This is a genomic window from Chloroflexus sp. MS-CIW-1 (genome assembly GCF_030444705.1).
In the GTDB taxonomy this organism is placed as follows: Bacteria; Chloroflexota; Chloroflexia; order Chloroflexales; family Chloroflexaceae; genus Chloroflexus.
This window is the reverse complement of sequence record NZ_JAUBWR010000001.1, coordinates 3,040,358-3,063,601: the sequence shown is the minus strand read 5'-3', so window position 1 is coordinate 3,063,601 and position 23,244 is coordinate 3,040,358. Positions and strand designations below refer to the sequence as shown.

At 53.0% G+C, this 23,244-nt stretch carries 19 protein-coding genes; 16 read left to right on the top strand and 3 right to left on the bottom strand.

The features are described 5' to 3' along the window. The first annotated feature begins 65 nt into the window (after window positions 1–65). The 15 genes from QTO31_RS12210 to QTO31_RS12140 all read left to right on the top strand — a co-directional run bounded on the left by QTO31_RS12210 (window position 66) and on the right by QTO31_RS12140 (window position 16,899). Window positions 66–797, top strand: a complete 732-nt coding sequence (locus QTO31_RS12210; RefSeq protein WP_301429272.1) for an acyltransferase — start codon at window positions 66–68, stop codon at window positions 795–797. Between the two features lie 31 nt (window positions 798–828). Continuing rightward, window positions 829–2,064, top strand: a complete 1,236-nt coding sequence (locus QTO31_RS12205) for a glycosyltransferase family 2 protein (RefSeq protein ID WP_031459505.1) — start codon at window positions 829–831, stop codon at window positions 2,062–2,064. Window positions 2,065–2,078: 14 nt separating this feature from the next. Next, window positions 2,079–2,549, top strand: a complete 471-nt coding sequence (locus tag QTO31_RS12200) for a hypothetical protein (protein ID WP_236631185.1) — start codon at window positions 2,079–2,081, stop codon at window positions 2,547–2,549. Beyond that, window positions 2,546–4,300 (top strand): B12-binding domain-containing radical SAM protein, encoded by a 1,755-nt coding sequence (locus QTO31_RS12195; protein WP_301429271.1) that lies wholly within the window; start codon window positions 2,546–2,548, stop codon window positions 4,298–4,300. The genes QTO31_RS12200 and QTO31_RS12195 overlap by 4 nt, the downstream gene beginning before the upstream one ends. Before the next feature lie 84 nt (window positions 4,301–4,384). Then, window positions 4,385–5,908, top strand: coding sequence for an ArnT family glycosyltransferase (locus QTO31_RS12190; RefSeq protein WP_301429270.1), 1,524 nt, complete (start codon window positions 4,385–4,387; stop codon window positions 5,906–5,908). Window positions 5,909–5,926: 18 nt separating this feature from the next. Beyond that, window positions 5,927–7,417 carry a hypothetical protein gene (locus QTO31_RS12185; protein WP_301429269.1) on the top strand — a complete coding sequence of 497 codons (1,491 nt, stop codon included), beginning with the start codon at window positions 5,927–5,929 and terminating at the stop codon, window positions 7,415–7,417. Window positions 7,418–7,421: 4 nt separating this feature from the next. After that, window positions 7,422–8,651 (top strand): glycosyltransferase family 4 protein, encoded by a 1,230-nt coding sequence (locus tag QTO31_RS12180; RefSeq protein WP_301429268.1) that lies wholly within the window; start codon window positions 7,422–7,424, stop codon window positions 8,649–8,651. Then, a complete protein-coding gene (locus QTO31_RS12175) occupies window positions 8,648–9,910 on the top strand; it encodes a glycosyltransferase (RefSeq protein WP_301429267.1) in 1,263 nt (420 codons plus the stop codon). Before QTO31_RS12180 ends, QTO31_RS12175 begins: the two co-directional genes overlap by 4 nt. A 91-nt stretch (window positions 9,911–10,001) precedes the next feature. Beyond that, the gene (locus tag QTO31_RS12170; RefSeq protein ID WP_301429266.1) at window positions 10,002–10,754 is read left to right on the top strand and encodes a glycosyltransferase family 2 protein; all 753 of its coding nucleotides are present in this window, start codon (window positions 10,002–10,004) and stop codon (window positions 10,752–10,754) included. 27 nt (window positions 10,755–10,781) lie between these two features. After that, entirely contained in the window at window positions 10,782–11,240 is a 459-nt protein-coding gene (locus QTO31_RS12165; RefSeq protein WP_031459498.1) for an EamA family transporter, read from the top strand. Between the two features lie 32 nt (window positions 11,241–11,272). Next, a complete protein-coding gene (locus QTO31_RS12160; RefSeq protein WP_031459497.1) occupies window positions 11,273–11,881 on the top strand; it encodes an SIS domain-containing protein in 609 nt (202 codons plus the stop codon). After that, a complete protein-coding gene (locus QTO31_RS12155) occupies window positions 11,878–12,975 on the top strand; it encodes a DegT/DnrJ/EryC1/StrS family aminotransferase (protein WP_301429265.1) in 1,098 nt (365 codons plus the stop codon). Before QTO31_RS12160 ends, QTO31_RS12155 begins: the two co-directional genes overlap by 4 nt. Window positions 12,976–13,001: 26 nt before the next feature. Continuing rightward, a complete protein-coding gene (locus QTO31_RS12150; RefSeq protein ID WP_301429264.1) occupies window positions 13,002–14,348 on the top strand; it encodes an NAD(P)/FAD-dependent oxidoreductase in 1,347 nt (448 codons plus the stop codon). 7 nt (window positions 14,349–14,355) lie between these two features. Further along, window positions 14,356–15,834: a sugar transferase gene (locus tag QTO31_RS12145; RefSeq protein ID WP_031459494.1), complete on the top strand. Its 1,479-nt coding sequence runs from the start codon at window positions 14,356–14,358 to the stop codon at window positions 15,832–15,834. A 30-nt stretch (window positions 15,835–15,864) separates the two neighbouring features. Continuing rightward, the gene (locus QTO31_RS12140; RefSeq protein ID WP_031459493.1) at window positions 15,865–16,899 is read left to right on the top strand and encodes a Gfo/Idh/MocA family protein; all 1,035 of its coding nucleotides are present in this window, start codon (window positions 15,865–15,867) and stop codon (window positions 16,897–16,899) included. A 148-nt stretch (window positions 16,900–17,047) separates the two neighbouring features. Here the strand turns inward: QTO31_RS12140 and QTO31_RS12135 are convergent, their stop codons facing one another. Then, window positions 17,048–17,935 (bottom strand): alpha/beta fold hydrolase, encoded by an 888-nt coding sequence (locus QTO31_RS12135; protein WP_152556031.1) that lies wholly within the window; start codon window positions 17,933–17,935, stop codon window positions 17,048–17,050. Next, window positions 17,889–19,631 (bottom strand): PQQ-binding-like beta-propeller repeat protein, encoded by a 1,743-nt coding sequence (locus tag QTO31_RS12130; protein ID WP_301429263.1) that lies wholly within the window; start codon window positions 19,629–19,631, stop codon window positions 17,889–17,891. The genes QTO31_RS12135 and QTO31_RS12130 overlap by 47 nt, the downstream gene beginning before the upstream one ends. A 296-nt stretch (window positions 19,632–19,927) precedes the next feature. On the opposite strand from QTO31_RS12130, the gene QTO31_RS12125 reads away from it, so the two are divergent. After that, the gene (locus tag QTO31_RS12125; RefSeq protein ID WP_301429262.1) at window positions 19,928–21,427 is read left to right on the top strand and encodes an ArnT family glycosyltransferase; all 1,500 of its coding nucleotides are present in this window, start codon (window positions 19,928–19,930) and stop codon (window positions 21,425–21,427) included. Window positions 21,428–21,569: 142 nt separating this feature from the next. Here the strand turns inward: QTO31_RS12125 and QTO31_RS12120 are convergent, their stop codons facing one another. Then, entirely contained in the window at window positions 21,570–23,243 is a 1,674-nt protein-coding gene (locus QTO31_RS12120; RefSeq protein ID WP_301429261.1) for a hypothetical protein, read from the bottom strand. Between the last annotated feature and the right edge of the window lies 1 nt (window position 23,244).

Genomic DNA, 23,244 nt, shown 5'->3' with positions numbered 1-23,244 from the left:
GTCAATATTCAGACCTATCAACTATTCTACAAACGCCCAGTGCTCGGATGAGCTTCAGGATACCTATGGAAGAGCGACTACGTCTCTACTTGAGTCGACAGGCAAGCTCACTAACCCGCTACATCAGCGAGCAGGTCGTGCAAAGTATTTGTGGTTGGATACCTGGCCTCGTTGGGATTGGCTTGCGAGCGTTAGTGTACCGGACGCTGATGCACATCGACGGGATCGTTGCTATCGAAGACGGCGTTCGGATCCGCTTTGCCGATAATGTTCGCTTAGGGAAAGGAGTGTACCTCGATCATGGGGTCTATCTGCACGCTTGCCCTGGCGGAATCACGATTGGCGACGAGAGTATGGTGATGAAAAACGCCATCCTGCATGTATACAACTTTCGCAATCTCCCGCACAGTCACATTACCATCGGCAGACGTTCGCTCATCGGTGAGAGCTGTATCTTGCGCGGGCAAGGCGGTATCACCATCGGCGATGATGTGTATCTGGGTACACTGGTGCAGATATTGGCCGTCAATCATGTTTTCTACGATACAACGCGCCCGATCAGTATGCAGGGGATCACGGCGCAAGGGATCAGCATTGGTGATGGATCGTGGATCGGGAGCGGCGCAATTATTCTCGATGGCGTGCGGATCGGTCGTAACGTCGTTGTGGGGGCTGGAGCTGTCGTAACCAGGGATGTTCCCGATTACTGCATTGCCGTGGGAAATCCCGCTCGGGTCATTCGTAATCTACGTACCCATCCATTTTCCCACGAACAACATCCCGTGCCGGTCTACTGAGGGGGTTATATCAGCAGGGGGAGGGGAACACATGACGACACTTTCCGTTGTGATACCGGCGTACAATGAAGAAGATGGCATTGCTGCTATTGTCGAGCGAGTCCTTGCTATCCGCCCGGCACTGAAAGAGGTTGGGATCGACGATCTGGAGTGCATTGTCGTTGACGATGGCTCGAAAGATCGAACTGCGGCAATTGTGCAAGGTTTCGGTGATCAGGTGCGGCTGATTCGGCAGCAGAATCGCGGTTACGGTGGCGCACTAAAGACCGGCTTCAGCCAAGCTCGCGGAGAGCTGATCGGATTTCTCGATGCCGATAGTACCTATCCTCCCGAATATTTTCCCGCTATGTGTAAAGTCGCTCTCGAGGGGGCAGATATTGTGATCGGTAGCCGGATGGCTGGCGAGCACAGCGAAATGCCATTGGTGCGTCGGATTGGTAATCTGATCTTTGCTACGATGCTCTCACTGGTAGCCGGTGTACGGATAAGCGACAGTGCAAGTGGTCAGCGCGTTTTACGACGATCGATTCTCCCTATTATCTACCCACTGCCAAACACCCTCGATTTTACACCGGCCATGAGTACCCGTGCCCTTCATGAAGGGCTGCGCATGGTCGAGATTCCCATTCCTTACAAAGAGCGTGCCGGACGGAGCAAACTGCATGTGATTCGCGACGGTCTCCGATTCACTAAATCGATTGTCTGGACGGCGCTAACATATAATCCGGTGCGCATCTTCGGCGGGATCGGTCTCTTGTTACTGCTGTTAGCCGGACTGATCATTGGGGGGCAGAGCCTTGGCATCGCCCTTGGCTTCCTGGGTGGTTGGTCATTCCCTCAGCTCTTTGGCGCACTGGTGTTGGCTGTCGCCGGAGTGACACTCTACACCACCGGTACTTCGTTTAGCTACCTGGTGACGCTATTCCATAAACGGGCCATTCGCCAGGGTTTGTTCGGTCGGCGCGGCAATGGACGACGGATCGAGCGCCACTACTGGTGGTTGGGATTACTGGCAATAGGTGGTGGATTCGCAACCTATGTGGCGGCGGTCGCTTTTGATCTGACCAACCCTACCTTAGCACACTCGTGGTTTGCACCGGTTGTCAGTGCCATGCTCGTCTTGACGGGCGTTCAACTGGTCAGTGCCTGGGGTCTGGTGCGAGTTTTGGCCGAGCTAAGCCGACGTGAGATCGAGCAGGAAGCCGATCTGAATTGGACTTACACACCACTCACGACACCGGTCGAAGCAGCAGCCCAGACAGCGTAATGAAGGAAGCATCCGTGGAACCATTCTTCAGATGGAGCGAACAACATCTTGGCCAGAGCCACTATGTTCTCGGTTATTTGATAGTCTTGGTTAGCCACAACTGGCCGATCATCTTCGCACTAGGGTCAGCATTATGGTTGAGTATTCGGCTCTACCGGACACCTACCCGTGCCAATGCTGTCTGGCTTTTTAGTGCATTGCTCTTTGGCTTAGGGTACGAATATGAGAAGCATATTGCCGGTGAATTTCATCAAGCGATCGATATGCTATTTGGCTACGAGATTGCCGGCTGGAATCGACCACTCCATATTCTGGTTGGACCAGTTGTAAATACCGGTTTTGTGATAATGACCTTCGCCATGATATGTCATGGCATACAACTTTCGTTTGGTGCAAGATTTATAGCGCAATTTCGCCGCTGGTATCCTGCCCGCATCACCAAGAGACGAAGCGGCGCGACACTATCAGAAAGGGAAAGACCATGAGCGAGCAGGAAACGAGTCCGGTTCAGCGCAAACAGGCACCCGGCGACAAACCAACAGGGATTAAGCTGGTTGCACCCGCCCGCCCAAACGAACGGGCCGGTGAAATCCGCTTTGTTGAGATGCCACGTGAAAAGACCCCACGGCTCGACGTGTTGGTGCTCAACCCACCATCACCTGACGGCGATCTCTTCTTACGAGACATTGCCCGTGTCGGTCGTCGCACTCGTGACGGCATTATCTGGCCACAAACCGCATTAGCTCAGATTGCCGCTGTAGTGAAAGAGGCTGGCTATACGGTCGAAGTTATCGATGCAATCGGGTTGATGATGGATTGGAAGTCGTTCGAGAAATATATGTGGGAAAAGAAGCCGCGCTATATGATTATCCACGCAACGGCTCCCACTTTAACGAACGACATGCGCACAACCTTCATCGGCAAAGCAGTGGGGACCATTACGATGGCGATCGGTACCCACGTCACGCCGATGACCCGTGAAACGCTTGAGTCGTACCCAACGCTCGACATTGTGGTACGTGGCGAGCCAGAGTTAACCATTGTTGACGTCATTCGCACGATTGATCGGGTGGTCGAACAAGAGCGCGCTGCTGAGACGGTAGCGGTTGGCAATCCCGATCTTACGCCGCCGTGGCGCAAATTGCCCTTTCCCGATGCTTCCTATCTGACAACGCGCGGTCGATTTTTAGGTGTGCATCCCAAAATTATTGCCAAAGCACTCCGCGAAACCCTAGGCGTTGGCTACCGCGACGAACACGGTGAAGTGCGGATCAACCCTGACCGACCATTTATCGAAGACCTCGACACGCTGCCCATTCCGCTTCACGATCAGTTGCCGTGGCAACGTTACAAAGTTCCTATTGTCGGTGGCCCTTACACGTTCGTTCTCACCAGTCGCGGTTGCCCGGCCGGTTGCCGTTACTGTATCAAGCATGTGACCTATCAGTCGAGTGTGCGTCATCGCAGCCCGCATCACGTCTTGCAAGAGATGGTGATGCTGAAAGAAATGGGGATGAAGCACATTCACTTTGAGGCCGACCTGTTTACCGTTAAAAAAGAGTTCGTCTACGATCTCTGTCATACGATCATCAAAGAGGGTTTAAAGCTGCGCTGGAGCTGCAATAGCCGGGTAGATTTTGTCGATGAAGACGAGCTGCGTTTGATGCGCAAGGCTGGTTGTTTTATGATCGCCTGGGGGCTAGAGAGCGGAAGCGAAGAGATTTTGAAGCGTGCCCGTAAAGGTACGACAGTAAAGCGGATCGAAGAAACGATTGCTGCCAGCCATCGTGCTGGAATTATGAACTGGGGGTACTTCATTATTGGTCTGCCCGGTGAGACGGTGGAAACGATTCAGCAGACCATTGCCCTCTCGAAGCGGCTGCCGCTCGATATTGCGCTTTTCCACATTGCCACACCCTACCCCGGTACGCCATTCTACTACGAAGCCGTCGCTAATGGCTGGATTCGAATGAATCAGTGGGAAGACTATGATATGTACTCCCACACCGTCTTGAACTATCCCCACCTCAGTTCGGCCGATCTTGAGTATTGGGCCAAACGTGCTGCGCGTGAGTGGTCGTTACGGCCACGACCGATTATGACCTTCCTTAAAGGCGCGGCAAATCCGGAAACCTGGGGACAACTCTGGCAAATTGGTATCAACCATCTGAAGTGGATCGGCGCCAGCCTGAGCGATGAAGGGCTACGGCGACTGAGCGGTAGCGGCACGATGTAAGGCATTAGTAGCGAATATCCAACACGCGGTGGCGCGGCAAAGTGATCGCCGCGCCACAGGATCGTTATTGACTTTGGGGAGCCTATGGACGGGCAACTTGCCACCAACCAGGTGAATCCTTTATCAGTACTGGCGCGTTCCGGTGAACGAGTCGCAGCACTGGTACTGATCGGTACGATTGTGTTGCTGGCATTCGTTAATCTTCCGTATGCGCCACGTACCTGGTTTGATGAAGGATCACATCTGCACGTCCCCGAGACGTTGATCCGCTATGGCGTCTATGCCGACATCAGCAGCGAGGGGTTCCGTTATTTTGGGCCGACAATTGGTGTAGGGCCGACGGTTATGATCCCGATTGCGCTGGTCTTTCGTCTTGTCGGTATTGATCTGCTGGCTGCGCGGCTGGTGATCGTGGTGTATTTGTTGGTTGCCCTCTGGATCTTTTACCGGCTCGCCCACCGCCTACACGGCAAGTCCCTCGCTTTATTGACTGTCTTGCTCTTAATCGCGTCACGTACCCGTGGATTTGAGGGCATGATCGAGTACGGACGTCAGGTATTAGGCGAGGTACCAGGACTGGCCTGGCTTGGAGTAGGGTTGCTGGCGTACACCAGTGCAGTGTTGCATCCAGATCATCGCCGTCGCAATGCACTACTTGCCGGAATCGGTTTTGGCCTGGCCTTGATCACGAAAAACCAGTTTGCCCTGATTGTTGCCCCATCGCTCTTGTTGTTAGCGTTTCTTGACTGGCGCTTCTTTCGGGTTGGAGACTGGTGGTTGCGTCTTGCGCCACCGGTCATAGCCAGCAGTATGTTTGCCGGTTGGTTGCTGATCATGCTGGCCTTTCTTGGCCCGGCTGATTTCAGTGCCAATCTGGCTAAAACGCGCCAGTCTGCGGGTGGGGCCATCTTTGTCTTTGACATTGACGCCAGTACACGAGCGATCCGCTATCTGGTGCAAGTGTACGGTGGTTTGCTCATGCCGGCACTATTGTACAGTCTCTGGCGTTGTCGTCAGCGCAATGCCAGGGCCTTCGCCGAACTAGTACCAACGTTGCTTGCCGTTCTCTGGCTGAGCTGGTACCTGGTTTCTCTTGGCTGGCCCCGTTATGCCTTTCCAGCCGTTGCGCTCGGTGCCCCAGCAGTAGCCCGCATGATTGGTGATCTGCTAAACTGGCTCTGGAATCGCCGTCAACCGCTGTTCGCTACGGCGATCGGCATGTATCTCATCCTGATCATTGGCTTCTCGCTCAGCTTAACCGCGCAGGTTGTCTTTCATCCAGATGATTCAGCCCAGCGCATGGCAGTTTTTCTCAATCAGCACGTGCCTACCACAGCCATTATTGAGACGTGGGAACCAGAGTTAGCTATCTTTACCGATCACAACTACCACTACGTTCCAACTGAACTGCTGGATGGAGCGGTTCGTCACGCCTGGTTAGGTGGGCCACCGGTTATCTACGACGGTTTAGCCAACAGGCCACCGTATGTTCTTACCGGCGCCTTTAGCACGTATACCGGAATCTACAATAACGAACACTTGCAACGTGATTATATCCCGCTTTACAGTGCCGGGCCTTACACTCTGTGGCAGCGAAGGGTGCCCTGAGCAGGAGAAGGAACGTCGATGTATCGGTTTTGGCTTATTGTAATGCTGCTCTTTTGTAGCTACGCTTACGTCTTACCACGTTGGTCTGACTGGAATCAAAATTCACGCTTGAATCTGGTGCTGGCCCTGGTTGACGATGGCAGCCCACGGATCGACCGTTATGTCGAAAATACGGGAGATTATGCGATCTACAACGGTCATGCCTACACTGATAAGCCTCCGGGTCTGTCATTTTTGGGTGTGCCGATCTACGTGATGATGCGGCCACTTCTCGATGCGCCACCGGTACGAACACAGTTAGAGCGAATCGGTGATCGGTTTGAGAAGACCCTGAATCCAGAGGGTAGTGGCTTACGGATTGATAAGATTCGTTTTGCCCTGATCCAGTATGCGCTAACGCTTGTTCTTGTCGCGTTACCAGCCGCTTTGTTTGGTGGTCTTTTCTTTCTCGTCTTGCGACGGCTCGGAGTTGCGCCAATTCCGGCCAGCATTGGCACTCTTGCCTATGGGTTGGCAACCAGTGCTGCCCCTTACGCCAGTAATTTCTACGCTCACCAACTGGTGGCAGTGCTACTCTTCACCGCCTTCGTCCTGTCCTGGTCGCCACACTCAGGTTGGTCCCCCGTTGTTAGCGGTGTCGTAGTGGGGTTGCTGCTGGGTTGGGCCGTGATCAGTGAATATCCGACTGCACTGGCAGCAGCAGTTATTGGGCTGTACGCAGTCTACCGACATGGATGGCACTGGCTGGTCTCGCTGACCCTGGGCGGATCGTTCCCTATTGCACTGCTGGTAATGTACGACCTTGCCGCTTTTGGCACACCGTGGCCAATAGGCTATGCCCACTCGGCGCTCTGGCAAGAGCAGCACCATACCGGCTTTATGAGTCTGGTCGGACCGCAGTGGGAAGCGATCTGGGGACTGACTTTCAGTGATTTTCGCGGTTTATTCTTTCGGGCACCGTGGCTATTACTGGCAATTCCAGCCTACTGGTTCGGATGGAAACAACGAACGCATCGCGCCGAATGGTGGGTGCTGGTCCTGGTACCGCTCAGCTTCCTGATCTTCTACGGTTCATCGATCATGTGGTGGGGGGGCTTTGCTGCCGGCCCGCGCTACATCGTCCCGATGATCCCGTTCCTTGCCCTACCGGCTATCCTTTTCAGCGCATCAGTCTGGTCTCGTCCTGGCTGGCGTAGTGGCGTTCTGTTCCTTATCGCTGGCTCGTTCGGATTAGTCTGGATGGAAGTAACCGCTACGCAGCTCTTTCCAACAGACGCAATTCGCTCGCCCTGGTCTGACTACATCGTTCCAGCATGGCGAAATGGCGAAATCGCCCGCAATCTGGGCATGGTTCTGCACCTGGAAGGGCCGCTGAGTCTGGTACCACTCCTGCTCCTGATCACAGTCGGCGTTATCTTCCTCTTCCGTTCGCTACCCGGCGATCAGCCTTCGGCAACGACGGTGCAACCAACGCTTGTATCGTTACCTGTCGTGCCGCCACAGGGGTGAATATATGCGCATTTTACTGTTAACCCTGATCGCACCCTATCCACCTGACAGTGGCCCCAAAATCAAGACCTACAACGTCTTACAATACCTTTGTGAACGACACGAGGTTACGCTGGTCTCGCTGGTACGTAGCGCTCAAGAACAGGCAAACGCCGAATCGCTACGTCGGATCTGTCGTGAGGTGTACACAGTTCCCTTCCGCCGCTCGCGCTGGAAAGATGCACGTTTTCTGGCGATCAGTGCGCTCACGGGCGCCTCGTTCATTCTCAGTCGTGATGCTTCACCTGCTCTACAACGGCTCCTCCAGAGGCTGACAACACGGGAACATTTCGACATTATCCACGCCGACCAGCTCAATATGGCTCCTTTCGCTGTCGATCTGTCCGGTGGTGCCCGCATCGTCGATCAACACAATGCCGTGTGGACTATCGTGGCCCGTATGGCTGCCCGCTCCCATCTGATCCAGCGAATTGGATTGCAAATCGAGGCACGTCGGTTGCGCCGTGCCGAGGCACGGCTATGTGCCCGTTTCGACGGGATGCTGACGGTGAGTGAACCAGATTACGCTTTTCTTAGATTGGCGGCGGACGAAGCTGGAGTGACTCTGCCACCAACAAGGATCGTTCCCATCGCAATTGATACTCGTGAAGAGGCATTCGTCCATCGTAATACGCAGCCGGACACCATTCTGAGCATGGCTACGATGTTCTGGCCGCCCAATGTCGATGGTGTGATCTGGTTTGTCCGCGAAGTGTGGCCGCTGGTCAAACAAGCGCTACCCAACGCCAGAGTAGCGCTGGTCGGCGCACGACCACCGGCAGCCGTGCAACGTCTAGCTGCCGATCCGGCCATTGAAGTACCGGGCTACGTTGCCGATCCGCGCCCGTACTTCGCCCGAACCGCAGCGTTGATCGTCCCTGTCCATGCTGGTGGTGGTATGCGGGTCAAAATCCTGGAGGCGCTGGCTCGTGGTTTACCGATTGTCTCGACCACCATTGGTTATGAGGGGATTGATGTCGTTCCCGGTCGGCACCTGCTGGTGGGTGATGACCCGGCCACATTTGCCGGCGCGTTGATCCAACTCTTCCGGAATCCCGAATTGGGCAGACAATTGGCCGACCAGGGACGACAACTGGCCGTCGAGCGTTACGACTGGCGGGTTGTGTGTCCGGCGATTGATCAGCTATACGCGACTGCATTGCAACGAGTGCATACGGTAACAAGTGGGTTATGACGATGAACATCCTTTTTATTGCCCCTTACACACCCTCACCCATTCGAGTACGACCGTACCAGTTTATTCGCCATCTGGCTCGACGTGGGCATACCATCACGCCGGTTTGTGTTGCCGATAATGGCCCGGCTATGAACGAGTTATGCTCACTCTGTCGGCGAGTAATTGCCGTGCCGATCCACGCCAGAGAGCACATGCTGGCATATATGCGGGCACTGCCCTCGTCATTACCGTTTCAGGCTGCCCATTGTTTAACCCCAGCGATGATTGCCGCAGTAGTTCACGAGCTACGGCGTACTGATTACGATCTGATCCACATCGAACATCTACGCGCCGCCGAAATTGGCTTAGCAGCGTTACGACAGTACGGTTTCGGCCCGCCTATCGTACTTGACGCCGTCGATAGTATCAGCCTGTTATTTGAACGCACATTTCGTCGGGGCAGCAGCCTGAGCGGTCGCTTGCGGGCACTGATTGATCTGGCCCGCACGCGCCATTACGAAGCGGCGTATCGCCATCGCTTTGCAGCAGTATTCGTCACCTCTCCAGAAGACGCCTGGGCGCTGAAAACGCTCAATCGGGTGTTAGCAGATACCGGACAGGCGCCGGTGATGGTCGTGCCGAACGGGGTCGATCTCAACTATTTTCAACCATATATCGGCCCACGTCAGCCGGCGAACCTGATTTTCACCGGTAAAATGAGCTATCACGCCAATGAAGCCGCTGCTCGCTATCTGGTTGAAGTGGTTATGCCGCGCGTCTGGGCGGTTCGGCCTGAGATTACCGTTACGCTGGCCGGTGCTGAACCAGGAGCGCGTATTCGCGCATATGCCACCGATCCACGGATCACCGTCACTGGGGCAGTGCCCGATTTACGGCCCTACCTGACTCAGGCTACCATCGCAGTGGCCCCCATTCGTTACGGTGTTGGTGTGCAGAACAAAGTGCTGGAAGCAATGGCAACCGCAACTCCGGTCATTGCGGCACGCCAGGCTACGGTGGCACTGCACGTGAAACCGGATCGTGACCTGATCGTAGCCGATGAAGCTGTCGACTTTGCCGACGCCATCTTAAACTTATTGGCCGATCCCGAACGAAGAGCCAGGCTTGGCTCCGCCGGAAGAGCGTATGTCGAACAATACCATGACTGGCAACAAAGTGTTGCTCAACTAGAAGCCAATTATTACGCAATGACAGTCGGCAGAAGCGCCATGAAGAAATTTTCATATAACGGTCACACATTTTTAGAGGAACTTTAGCTTGAACGTAGATAATCTAACCACCTAATCGTTCTCATCTTGCCATCACATCTCCAAAACGTTTACTCTTTTGTTTTGGTAGGAGCTACCTGTGGCACACTACGATATTTCCATTGTCATTCCCTGTTATAACGAAGCCGAAGGGTTATCTATCATGCGTGACCGGCTCGGGCAAGCACTGACAGGTTTGCGTGAGCGCGGAAACGTGCAGCTTGTACTGGTCAACGATGGTAGTCGCGACGGAACAGGCGAACTTCTCGAACAAACATTCGGTTCCTGGCCCGATACCGTGATCGTCCATCACGCGACAAACCGAGGTTTAGGTGCTGCCCTGCGTACCGGTTTCGCCCATGCCAGCGGTGAGATCATTGTCACCTGTGATAGCGATGGCACCTACCCGTTCAGCGAAATCCCTGCGCTCCTGGATCATCTCACACCTGATGTCGATCTGGTAACTGCTTCACCGTACCATCCTGGCGGCGGTATCGAGAATGTGCCTGCATACCGGATCTTCATCAGCAAATCGGCCTCGCTCTGTTATCGATTGCTGGTTGATGCGCGTATTCATACCTACACTGCCCTCTTCCGTGCCTGCCGCCGCCATGTCATCGATCACATTACCACCCACGCAGATGGCTTTCTGATGGTCACTGAGTGGCTGGTTGAAGCTCTGCTCAGCGGGTATCGTGTTGCTGAGTATCCAACTACGCTACGGGTTCGGCAATACGGACAATCGAAAGCGCGGGTCTGGCAAATTACGAAAACGCACATTCGTTATATGACCAGTATTCTTCAGCGTCGCTTAACGCAACCACGGACAAAGGCCATTTCACACGGTCGATAAACGTTGATGATGAACGAAGAGGGTTCAATGCAACAGACCGAAGAAAATGTTATCAGACACAGCCCGCCAACGGTTACCGCCGGTATCGAGCAGCCAACGCGACGAAAGGGTACACTGGCGATGAGCACAATTATGTTGATCTTGATCGCGACGGCCCTGGGTGTCATCGGTCAGATGATGCTCAAGCAGGGTATGGGCGCAATGGGGCCGCTGGCTCTAAGCTTAGAGACGACACCGGGTATTATTTGGCGCATTGTGACCTCGCCGATGGTCATCGGTGGCTTGTTGGTATACGGGATCGGTACCTTCTTCTGGCTGATTACACTCTCGCGAATCGATCTTAGCGTGGCGTACCCCTTTGTCAGCCTCAATCACATCATCATTTTTCTCCTGGCATGGCTGGTCCTTCACGAGCAGGTCAATCCATTACGAGCTGCGGGTGTCATCGTTATTTGTGCCGGTATGTTAATGGTTGCGCGTTCGTGAAACGCTGTTGAAGTTGAACGGGGGGAGGGGTTATGAACGATCTTCCATCGTATGTTGCACAGACATGCCAGACTCTCGAACAATTGCCACTCTTTGAATTGCAACAGGTAGCCGATGCTATCTGGGATGCTTATCAACGTGATTCAACCATTTTCATTTGCGGAAACGGTGGTAGTGCGGCAACTGCCTCGCATTTTGCCTGCGATCTGACCAAGTGGACGATAAAACCGCAAACGCGCCGGGTGCGAGCAATTGCGTTAACTGACAACATTCCCCTCATCACCGCCTGGTCCAACGATCAAAGCTATGCCGATGTGTTCGTTGAGCAATTGCAATCCCTCTACCGCGATGGCGACATCATCATCGCGATTTCCGGCAGCGGCAACTCGGCCAACGTCGTGCGGGCTATCGAATGGGGCAATAGCGTTGGCGCCATCACCATCGGTATTACCGGCTTTGATGGCGGCAAACTGTACCGCATTGCCCGCATTGGTCTGCACGTCAAAAATCACTTTATGCCTCTGGTTGAAGATATTCATAGCGTTATCTGTCACGCATTGGCAGTTAATCTGGGTCGCCAGATAGAAAACGCTCTACAATCAGCGACATTGCAGGCCAGAGAAGTAGGAGGTCGGCGATGATACCGGTTTCCCGACCACTCATCGGCCCCGAAGAAGAAGAAGCCGTCTTGGCAGTATTGCGATCAGGGATGATTGCACAAGGGCCGGAAGTTGAGCGTTTTGAAGCCGAATTCGCCGCTCTGTGCGGCACTCGTTACGCCGTGGCAGTGATGAATGGCACCACTGCGCTCTACCTGGCGCTGCTGGCACACAATATTGGTCCAGGCGACGAAGTGATTACGACGCCGTTTAGCTTTATTGCAACTGCTAACAGCATTCTCATGACGGGTGCGACACCGGTTTTTGTTGATATTGATCCCAAAACCTACAACATAAACCCCGATCTGATTGTAGCCGCGATTACTTCACGTACACGAGCGATTATGCCGGTACATCTATATGGACAACCGGCAGACATGGCGCCGATTGTCGAAATTGCCCGGCGTTATCACCTGGCAATTATCGAAGATGCTGCGCAGGCGGTTGGCGCAACCTACCGTCAGCAACCGGTCGGTAGTTTTGGGGTGGGGTGCTTCTCGCTCTACGCGACCAAGAATGTTACCAGTGGCGAGGGCGGTATGATTACGACGAATGATCCGACTATTGCCGACCGCTTGCGTCTCTTGCGCAGCCACGGTAGTCGCGTTCGCTACTATCACGAGATGCTCGGTTATAACTTCCGTATGACCGATCTGCAAGCGGCTATTGGCCGTGCCCAACTGGCGAAATGCGAACGGTTTACGGCGCAGCGGATTACCAACGCGACATTCCTCAATGAGCACATTCGCCATCCGGCGGTGATTACGCCGTATGTACGACCAGATGTGCGTCACGTCTTTCATCAATATACGATCCGGGTGATCGGCGACCGTGATGCTGCGATCAAACAGTTGAATGCAGCCGGTATCGGTACGGCAATCTTTTACCCTTTACCAATTCCGCAGCAACCCCTCTATCGGAAGTTGGGAATTGAGGCGGAAACACCCGTCGCAGACCGTATAGCTCGTGAAATTATCGCCTTGCCGGTACACCCGGCGCTCAATGCCGACGAGCTGCACCAGATCGCTGCCGCAGTGAATGTATTGAACGTGAATGATCCGGTGCTGGTTGCCTGAAATCCGATATTGGAGATGGGGGGAAAATGGTTGATATTATCGGCGGTGGCATTCTTGGCCTCAGCCTAGCCTACGAGTTGCTGAAACGCGACATACCGGTGCGAGTGTGGGAACGCGCATCAACGCTAGGTGGTCTGATGGGGCGTACCCGTTTCCCTGAACTTGGTGGGCTAGAGTGTGATCGCTACTATCACGCAATCTTGAGTAGCGATCGCACCTTGATGAGCCTGTTCGATGAATTAGGACTACGTCAGCGCCTGCACTACACAGCGACCAAGATGGGCTTCTACCACAACGGTCACATCTATCCAATGTCCACGCCGCTCGAATTTCTTCGTTTCCCGCCCCTGCGCTTCATCGACCGACTGCGACTCGCTTATACCATTCTTGTCTGCCGTCGTATCACAGACTGGCGGAGCCTCGAACAGATACCCGTTGCCGAATGGCTGACCCGTCTCAGCGGTGAGCGCACGGTACGCCAGGTCTGGGCGCCGCTCCTGCGGGCAAAATTTGATGGCGATTTCAGTCACGTACCGGCAACCTATATCTGGTCGCGATTAGTACGGACTACCGACACTCGCACCAAAGGCGGTAGTCGAGAGGTAATGTGTTACCTGCCTAACGGCTATCAGGAACTGATCGATGCCCTGGCAGTCGCCATTCGGCAGCGTGGCGGGCAGATCGAGTTAAACGCCGCCGTCGAAACGCTTCGAGTAGAAGACAATCGGATAACCGGCCTAGTTGTCAATGCTCAAGAGATTTCGGCCAGCAATATTGTGATCACCGCGCAAACCCCGATTGCCCGTCGCCTGTTGCCACCAGAAGCGGCGATGGTTTCTGAGCGTTGGGGTCAGCTCGATGGCTTTCTGGGTATTGTCTGCATGCTTCTGGTGATGCGGCGACGGTTGACGCCTTACTACACGCTCAATATCACCGACGAGCGCATTCCTTTTACAGGCGTCATCGAAACCACAAATCTGATCGATCCCCAGTATGTCGGCGGTTACCACCTTGTCTACCTGCCCAAATATGTCGCCGCAACCAGCCCGTTTGCCCGCATGCCCGATGATGAACTGCGCACGGTCTTTCTCAGCTACCTGCGCCACATGTTCCCCGACATTCGCGACGAAGACATTCTTGCCATCCGCATCGGTCGTGAACGGTACGTTGAACCAATCCATCCCATCGGTGCGACTGATCGTATTCCACCGATCACCAGTGACATTGAAGGTCTCTTACTGGCAAACACTGGTCAGATTTATCCGCAACTGACTAATGGCGAATCAGTATGTGCGTTTGCCCGTTCTGTGGCAACGCAAATACTTCCTCTGGTGAAGAATACGCCATCGGCAGCAATATCATTATGTTCTTGAGGTTGCTATGGGCATAACCGGCGTTGAACTAACTCCTGTCGCGTATGACCGTTCCCGTCATCAGACCATTGAGTATCAGAAGATAGCACTTCTCGCTGCGCTGATCCTGGGTGATGCCCTGGTGGTTGCGACAAGCTTTGTGCTCGCCTACATTGTTCGTTTCTTCACCAATCTCCCGATCTTTGTCGAAGGTGCTATGCAGCCAGAGTTCTACGCACCCTTCATCGCCATCCTCGTTCCGTCCTGGATTGCGCTGTTTGCTCTGCATGGTTTGTACCAACATACGGCCTTATTCAACGGAACCCAGGAATATCATCAAATCTTTGATGCGTCGAGTAAGGGGATGCTTCTAGTCGTTACTTTAACCTTCTTTATCCCCGACATTGTCATTGCCCGTGGCTGGCTAATCATGAGTTGGTTTCTGAGCTTCAGTCTGACCATGCTATGGCGGTTTAGCTTTCGGCGCATCGTGTATCGGTTTCGTGAACGTGGCTACCTGACTGAGCGTGTCTTGATTATTGGTGCAACCGAAGAAGGACAAGCCATTGCCGAGCAGTTGTGTACCGAACGACGGGCTGGGGCCCAGATCATCGGCTTTATTGACGATCGGCTACCGTTAGGTAGCGACGTAGGAGGAGCCGGGCTTCGCGTATTGGGCACAACCGGTGATTTTGTTCGCCTGGTCGAACAATGTGCTATTGAAGCAATCATTATCGCCGATACAAACCTGATTCGCGAGCGCCTGATCAATCTTGATGGTGCGATGGATGTGCTCAATCGCCTCGAAGTTCGGCTGGCCCCTGGGTTGTTCGACCTGCTCACCATTGGGGTTCAGGTTCGTGAACAGGGTGCAGTACCCCTGTTGAGTCTGAATAAAACGCGCATTACCGGTATTCACGCTGTTGGTAAATGGCTTATCGACAGATTGGGAGCATTGTGCGGTCTGATTCTGTTAGCCCCGCTCTTCCTGATTGTCGCGATAGCCATTCGGCTCGATAGTCCTGGCAGTATCTTTCACCGGCGGCGCGTGATGGGGGTTGGATACCGTCAGTTTGATGCGTTCAAATTCCGCACGATGTACGTTGATGGCGATCAGCGGTTAACTCCAGCCCAACGTGAAGAGCTGGCCCGCCATGGGAAGCTCAAAGATGATCCACGAGTGACCCGTGTTGGTAAGTTTCTGCGGCGCACCAGTATTGATGAATTACCGCAATTGATCAATGTTTTACTGGGGCAGATGAGTCTGGTTGGGCCGAGAATGATCACCGCCGCCGAAATGCACCATTTTGGCCGTTGGCAGCATAATCTCCTCACGGTACGGCCAGGCTTAACTGGATTGTGGCAAATCAGTGGGCGTAGCAACCTTGGCTATGCTGATCGCGTCCGACTTGACATGCACTATATCCGCAATTATTCGATCTGGCTTGATCTGTTGATTATCTATCGCACGATTCCGGCCCTCTTGAAGGGGGAAGGAGCATATTGAGACTGTTTTAACCATAGGGGGAGGGGAGCGATGTCACGCCACATTCTTCGTGCTGCGGTTATTGGCGTAGGCAGTATGGGCCGCAATCATGCCCGTGTCTATGCGAGCATGCCCGACGTTGAACTGGTTGCCGTCTGTGATACCGATTATGCTGCGGCCACCAGTCTGGCTAATATTTACCGTTGTCGCATCTATAGCGATTACCGTGATATGATGGCAAGCGAGGAGCTTGATCTGGTCTCGGTTGTAGTTCCCACCAAATATCACTTTGCCGTCGCCAGTGCTGCGATTGCGCACGGTATTCATGTGCTGGTGGAAAAACCCATTGCTGCTACCGTCGAACAGGGCTGGTTGCTGATTGAAGCGGCGCGTCGCCAGGGCGTGATTCTCACTGTCGGCCATATCGAACGCTTTAATCCGGCCATCATTGTCCTGAAAGAACAGCTCGATAAGCACGAGCTGGGGAACCTCTTCCAGATTATATCGCGTCGGGTCGGGCCATTTCCAGGAAGAATTAGAGATGTTGGCGTAGCTATGGATCTGGCAACGCATGAAGTAGACATTCTCAACTACCTGATCGGCTCGCCAATTGTTCGCATGCATGTTGAATTACACCGTCACCTTCACCAAAGCCACGAAGATATTATTTCCGTATTGCTCCGGTTTGAGAACGGTGTCATTGGCATCCTCGACATCAACTGGCTCACACCGACGAAGATTCGCGAGTTGAGTGTTATTGGTGAACGGGGCATGTTCGTTGCTAACTACTTAACTCAAGACCTGACCTTTTACGAGAACGATTCGTGTCAGGGGCAGGCCTGGCCGGAGCTGGCCCTGCTTGGTGTCAGTGAAGGGCGAAGCATTCGCTTGAAGATTGCACGCCGTGAACCTCTTTATGAAGAGCTACGTAGCTTTTGCGATGCAGTCCGTTACGGTATGGCGCCGGTTGTTAGTGGTGAAGCGGGTGTGGCAGCGCTTGAAATTGCGAATCAGATTGTCAAGGTTGGGTTGCGCGAACAACCGGCATCTGGACTGATCGAACGGGCACTGGCAGTCGGTGGGTGAAGGGGGCTTTTCAACGTTTTGCCCCTGCCCGGCCGTGCACGGTAGAGGCAGCTTCGGTCCTCTCACCTGCTCGCCAGGGCTTTTCAACGTTCGCACTCCACCCAACAGTGATAAGGAGGCGAGCGGAGAGGAAAGCGAAGTACGTCGCTCATAGCATGCGCGCAGCGCTGCTGCGCCCCGACCGATCTTCTCCTGGTGTCCCAGGTCCATCTGGCGGGCATTGCCGTCCGTCCAACCATTCTATCAGGCTTGCCATTGCACCGCGATGGTAACGATGAACCCAGTCCGGATCACTCCAATCAATTGGACCATCCCGGATGTCGAACAGCGTATGCTCGGCTCCTTCAGCGACGTAGAGACTGGCTCCGTATGACCAGTGAGCGTTATGGGCAGCCACTGCGCCTGGACCAATCCGCTGCAACTCCGGTTCACTGTCGGCAACGATCACATGCACGGGTGCTGCAATCGCAGGGATCTCTTCTGGTCCTAGCAAATTTGAAAGCAGGGCCACGCCGCAAGGTGGAGTTGCCGCAACATATTCGGCGAATAATTCAGCGACATACCGCGTACCGATACTCTGCGCAACGATGAATACTCGTTGGGGGTCAATGCCAGCCTGATCGACGGCAGTACGATAAGCGGCCAGCGCATCAGTCGCTTCACAACAACCATATGTACCGGTGCTAGCGCCGGTGCCACGTTTATCGAAACGGAAAACAGCATAGCCGTCGGCTACCAGCAATTCGGCCAGATAACCGTAGGCATCACGGTCGACCGGTCCTGAGTGATGAATGATCACAACCAGCGCCGGACGTTCCTGATTGCGCGGCAGGGTCAACTCACCGGCCAGGGTTGTACCATCATCAGCCGTAAAGCGCACTTCGCGTCGTTCGGCACTGATCGGATCGAGCGCCGGTGTAGGTCGTGCTTCCGGTTGGTGCGATACGGCACAACCCATAACCAGGAACATGATCAGGCTTATTGCCAGTCTATGGCAGGGTAGCCCGTTGCGGAGCAAGTGCAATAATTGCGCCATCAACACTCTTCCAATAGAGAACGCCGTTCTCATCAATCGCCGGTCCGAATACCGGTGGGGTGAAAAACAAGTCGTAAACTTGCGTCGTGTAGAAGTAGATGTAGAATCCTGGATCGAGCAGGTAGCCACGACCTGGGTCTTCGTGCCTTGTTCCACAATAATGTTGAGCGCTATTTAGTTGATCGCATGTGCCAGGCATAAGCGTATTGGTCACACCGACCAGTTTCGTGGTGAGAATTGGATTGCTCGCACTATCTCCACGACTCGGTGAACGATCGGTGATCTTCACTCCAGCCATAGCCATCCAGTGAGAGTAAAAAAGTGCATCACCTGCCATCGTCATTGAACCTAATTCGTCGACCGGCATCCGCCATTGCCAGCCATTTTTATCCACATCGATAAAGCGGATATTGCCCGTACTGAGGTCCATCTCGCCCACAGCGCCCTCTTCACGGCTGTCACAATTCGTTGGCGAGAGGCATGCCTGGCTACTCCGCCATGTTACATAGGCTACCTCGCTCCCGTCATCAAGCTGTCGAATGACGGCTTGCGGGGGTGTTGAGTAGTAATCATCATTGTTACCAATCCCGCCGCCAAGCACTGGCGCTACGTAGCGCGGTTGACCGGTTGCCAGATCGAGGACGAAAAACGATTGATATTCTGGTTGCTGGGTCAAGAAGGCGCGGATTTCTTCGAGCGTGTCAGTTTGATCGCGATCTGGCGCCCAGGTACGCTGCCACAGAAAGTACGAACGAATAATCACTACTCCCTGTGTCTCGGCAACTGCCGGGTACGTATCAGGAAATGCCGTCCATTGCCGTTGTGGGTCGCGTCCGGCATTGACTGATCTGCGCCAGACTTGGCTGCCATCACTGACACGAATAGCACGTACCGTCTTATCCTCGGTGGCAATGATGATCATTCCGCCATTCCGAGCCGTGTACGCTGGTGAGGCAAGAATGCCAGCGCCTGGGTTGAATGACCAGCGAAGACTTAGATCGGTTGCATTGAGGGAAACCAGCCGCCCACTGGTACCTTCGCCGTTATTGCGCCCCTTATCGATGATCGAGCCAACGTAGATGACATCATCGACCAGCAGGGGCGACATCTCGATCGGGCCGCCAATATCATACGAATTCATGATGGTACCGTCACTCGCCCTCAGACTGTAGATGCGACCATTGGTTGATCCAACAAAGATACGTCGTAAGCCGGGATGGTAGGCTACCGTTCCTAAAACCTTTCCCCCTACCGATCGACTCCAGGCCAGGGTGCCATTATCGACCCGAATAGCCCGAACAATACCATCGCTATGACCAACGAACACGAACCCTTCACCGATAACCGGTTGCACAGCTTTAGGTAAATCGAGGTGATCAACCGCGGGACCTGCATTACCACCACCCGCCGGACCATTCCAGATCCAACGAAACCGGAATGGTCCCTCAACCCGTATTGGTGTGTAACCAGTACGCTGCGGATTAGCGGCCAGTTGATACCAGCCAACTGTTCGTGGTGAGTTGACAATAAATGGTAAATAGACTTTCGATTGGTGTTGGACCGGTGAAATGGTCGAGGCTACGAGCGATGGTTGGGGTACGGAATGGCTCAGATTGAGCGGGTGAAGACTCGTTATGAACACTACTGTTAAAGTGAGCACACTAACGGTTGCAATGAAGACGACCATCGTTTTCATATTTGCTCCCTTCATTACAGAACCAGTCATCAGCGATCGCGGGGAGAACGGAGGGGTGGGAAGTGATCTTGCTCCTAATTATAGAGTGTCGTCGGTGTATAGTGGGATAGGACATTAGTACTTATTAGTCATAAGTGCTATCCCAAGAATATATTGAAAAGTATTATATATTACTATTGACAATCTATTATTTTGTGATATTTTCATGATCAATCGGTTGATTAAATAATAATAAATTAATTGTTCTAAATTATACAATTTATGGCTGTTAAATCTTTTTGTATCAATTTTTAAATATGAAACGATATTTTTATGCTCATATCTTCATAGAACTACTGCTCCTACTCCTGGGTGTTCTCCTGGTCGGATACAACATCGAGGGTTATCCGGCTTTTACCGCGCTTGATGAAGGGTTTCATCTCTATTTTGCGAAACAGGTTGCCGAACACGGCACGTGGGCGCTGGCAACGCAAGATGGCTACCGGGCATACTGGCGCGACTCGACCGGGTTACTTATCCTGGGACCAATCATTCTTGTGTTCAAGCTCTTTGGTCCTTCGCTAGGTTTGGCGCGCTGGGTGATTGGCATATTTCTCGTCCTGGGTATATTCATTATTTATCGAGCTATTAATGAGTGGTACGGAATGCTAGTAGCAATCCTAGCTGTCGCTTTATTTCTATTCTTTGGCCCGCCGTGGCTCAACAGTGTCACGATGGGGCGCTGGGTGTATGGTGAGCTGCCGGCGCTGGTGCTGTTCATTGCGGGATGTTGGCAGTGGGGGCACGCTGTGGAACAACGTTCGCAACGTTTGTCGGGTGCGAGTCTCATATTTGCCCTTGCGGTATTGGCCAAGGATCTCTTTGCACCGCTCATTATGACCACAATGATCGCCGTTTTCATATATGATCGTTGGCATGGCGGCGTTATTCGTGTGCGTCATATAGGATTGCCAGTTATAATGTGTCTGATAGCACTTGGTGGATGGTCATTATGGCAATATACGGTTAGTTTACCGTATGAATCTGGTCATCAGCATAATATTTTCCATTTGTCACTGAGCCGAATCGTTGTTCTTTCGCCAGATATTAGCGTAAACAATGTTAAGTTTCTCTATGATAGTGGTGTATTAATTGCAATTCCAGCCGCTTTATATGTCGCATTCCTTCGTCAACACGAGCCAAAACTAGCTCATTTAATGCTTCCCTTCTCCCTCTTCATCTGGTCAGTCTGGTATACGATATTTTCGATAGGATGGCCACGTTATGCGTATCCTATTTGGGCCATCGGTGGGGTGCTGTTGTCAGTTGTGCTCAGCGATATTGCGAAGCAATGGTATATCATGATCGATGCAAAGAGTGTATTTCAGCGTATTGTATACCTTATGTGCGTAGGAATGGTTCTATTTATTGTGGTGTTATGGCCGGCACAAAATACTGTTCGCCGGTTGGCCGAACAACTCAATAATGATGCGCCGAATATGGCTACTTATATCGATGACAATATTCCGCATCATACCAGAGTCGTATCCAGTCAATGGGAGGTATCGTTCTACAGCTCGCGAACATATATCCCGATTCCTGATGAGTATTATGAAGCGAAGATTGCTGAACAATCGAAGCGATTCTTGCCAATCACGCATTTTACAGATATGAATGACTTGAATGCTGCGTACTTTCTCGACGGCTCAGAAAATCGTAATGTTGAAATGATACCTGATCATGTCTTGCACCGTGACTATGAGCCTGTTTTTCAGAACGATTCATATTGTTTGTATCGCTTGAAAAATGTGAAATAGTGATTTAATCCTATGATGTTTCTTGTAATGCCTGAGAAATTGTTCGTAAAACGTCTTGCAGATGTCTTTCTCTCCACAACGATCCTCAACTTAACTCGTGCCATCCTCATCAGAGGTCAGAAAGCGAACCGATGTAGCCTATTTATCGTGACCTGAAACGGTAGATCGATACGGTTGCGTTTTCATATACCGGCTCTAAATCGCTAGCACTCTGCCTGCCAAACGCGACCCGATCACCATCGCGATCACGCATCACCACATACGAGACATGAAATTCTGCAAGCAATTGACGACGTTTATCAGCAGGGGTGCCCGGATCGAGCACAATTCGCGAGTTTTCGCGCTTGGTGAAGAAGTCAAGTGTCCCTGCCCAGTGGGCGACGTAAGCACGAGCATCACTCCAGACAGGTACAAACTGTCCAAACTCGATGTCGGCCAGTACTACGTCTTCGGCGGTTGCCTGCGATTGGAGCCATTGCAAAGCTGCTATTTCGTCATTGGTCAGGTACAGTGGTTGTTCGTAGCGTGACAGGTAGACGAAGCGCCATCCCTGGATGTAGATGCTGGTAATGATACTTAATCCGAAGACGGCAATGAGACCTGTGTACAGTGCCCAACGACCGCGTTGACGTAACGCCGGTATCAGACGTTCGTCAATGGCGATGGCTGCCAGGACCATCATCGGTACTTGCAGGCCGAGCAGCATGTGAATCTGAAATTTGAGTGGTAGATACATTAAGCCGAAGTGTATCACGAACCACGATACCAGAAAGATTTGTCGATCATCGGCACTACGAAACATCTCGCGCCGTAGCCCGGCTACCGCTAGCAAGAGGGGGACACCCAGCAAAATGAGGAGCAGGATCGGATTGGGTGTAAACACGCCGGCATTATCAAACTGTTCGAGCTTGCGCCCCCATGTTGGTTCATTTGTGACCAGAAAGGCCAGGTAGAGGGCACCGGGTGCTGAGAACAGTACCAGGATGACACCGTACCGAAACAGTAATGTCGGAAAACGCCGATCACGCCACCAGATGAGGAGTCCGAACAATCCTAGCGCACTATAGATGATGAGCAGATCGTAGGCGTGTTGAAGGGCCAGGATAGCGCCAACAAAGCCAGCAGCAACAGCGTACCGGGATTGTTTGTTCCGCCAGGCCATGAGCATCAAGCTGAAAATTGTGATGATCAATGCCAGTGCCATCGTAAAATGTGGAAAGGCTTGCATGATCATCAATGTGTTGGGTTCGGCAGTATAGATGCTGATCGGAAAGGGAGCCTCTGGTAAGCCGACCGCATATTTGACAAATATCCAGATCACGCCTAGCCCGCCACTCGTCACAATCAGCCAGAAGGCGATCTGACGTTGCCGAGGCCGATCATTGATCAGACTGAGGAAAAATAGCAGGCTGATGAGGAGAGTGAGGATGGCGATCATTCGGAGTATCGTATAAGCAGTAATGTATGATACGCCAGTTGTGACGCTAAAGCGCGCAGTTACCCACCAGAGCAGATTAAAGAAGGCCGGTTCGTTCGCTTCCGGTGTCAGTCGATTGGCGGCCAGGTTGCTGTGAGTGAAGCTCCGCATCCAGGCGAAATACTGATTGTGATCGGCTACTCCATCGACAACGCCCATAAATTGGCGGTCAGGTGGCGCGGTGACAAAAGCAAAGATGATGGGCGCCCAAATGATAAGCTGCAAGCCGAGGATGACCAGACCATAAAAGCGCCATTCAGCGGCTTGCAGACTCACCATTGGGTGCCGGATTGCAATCTGAGCAGTGCTGGTTGTATCTGCCGAGGGGATAGTTGCCATA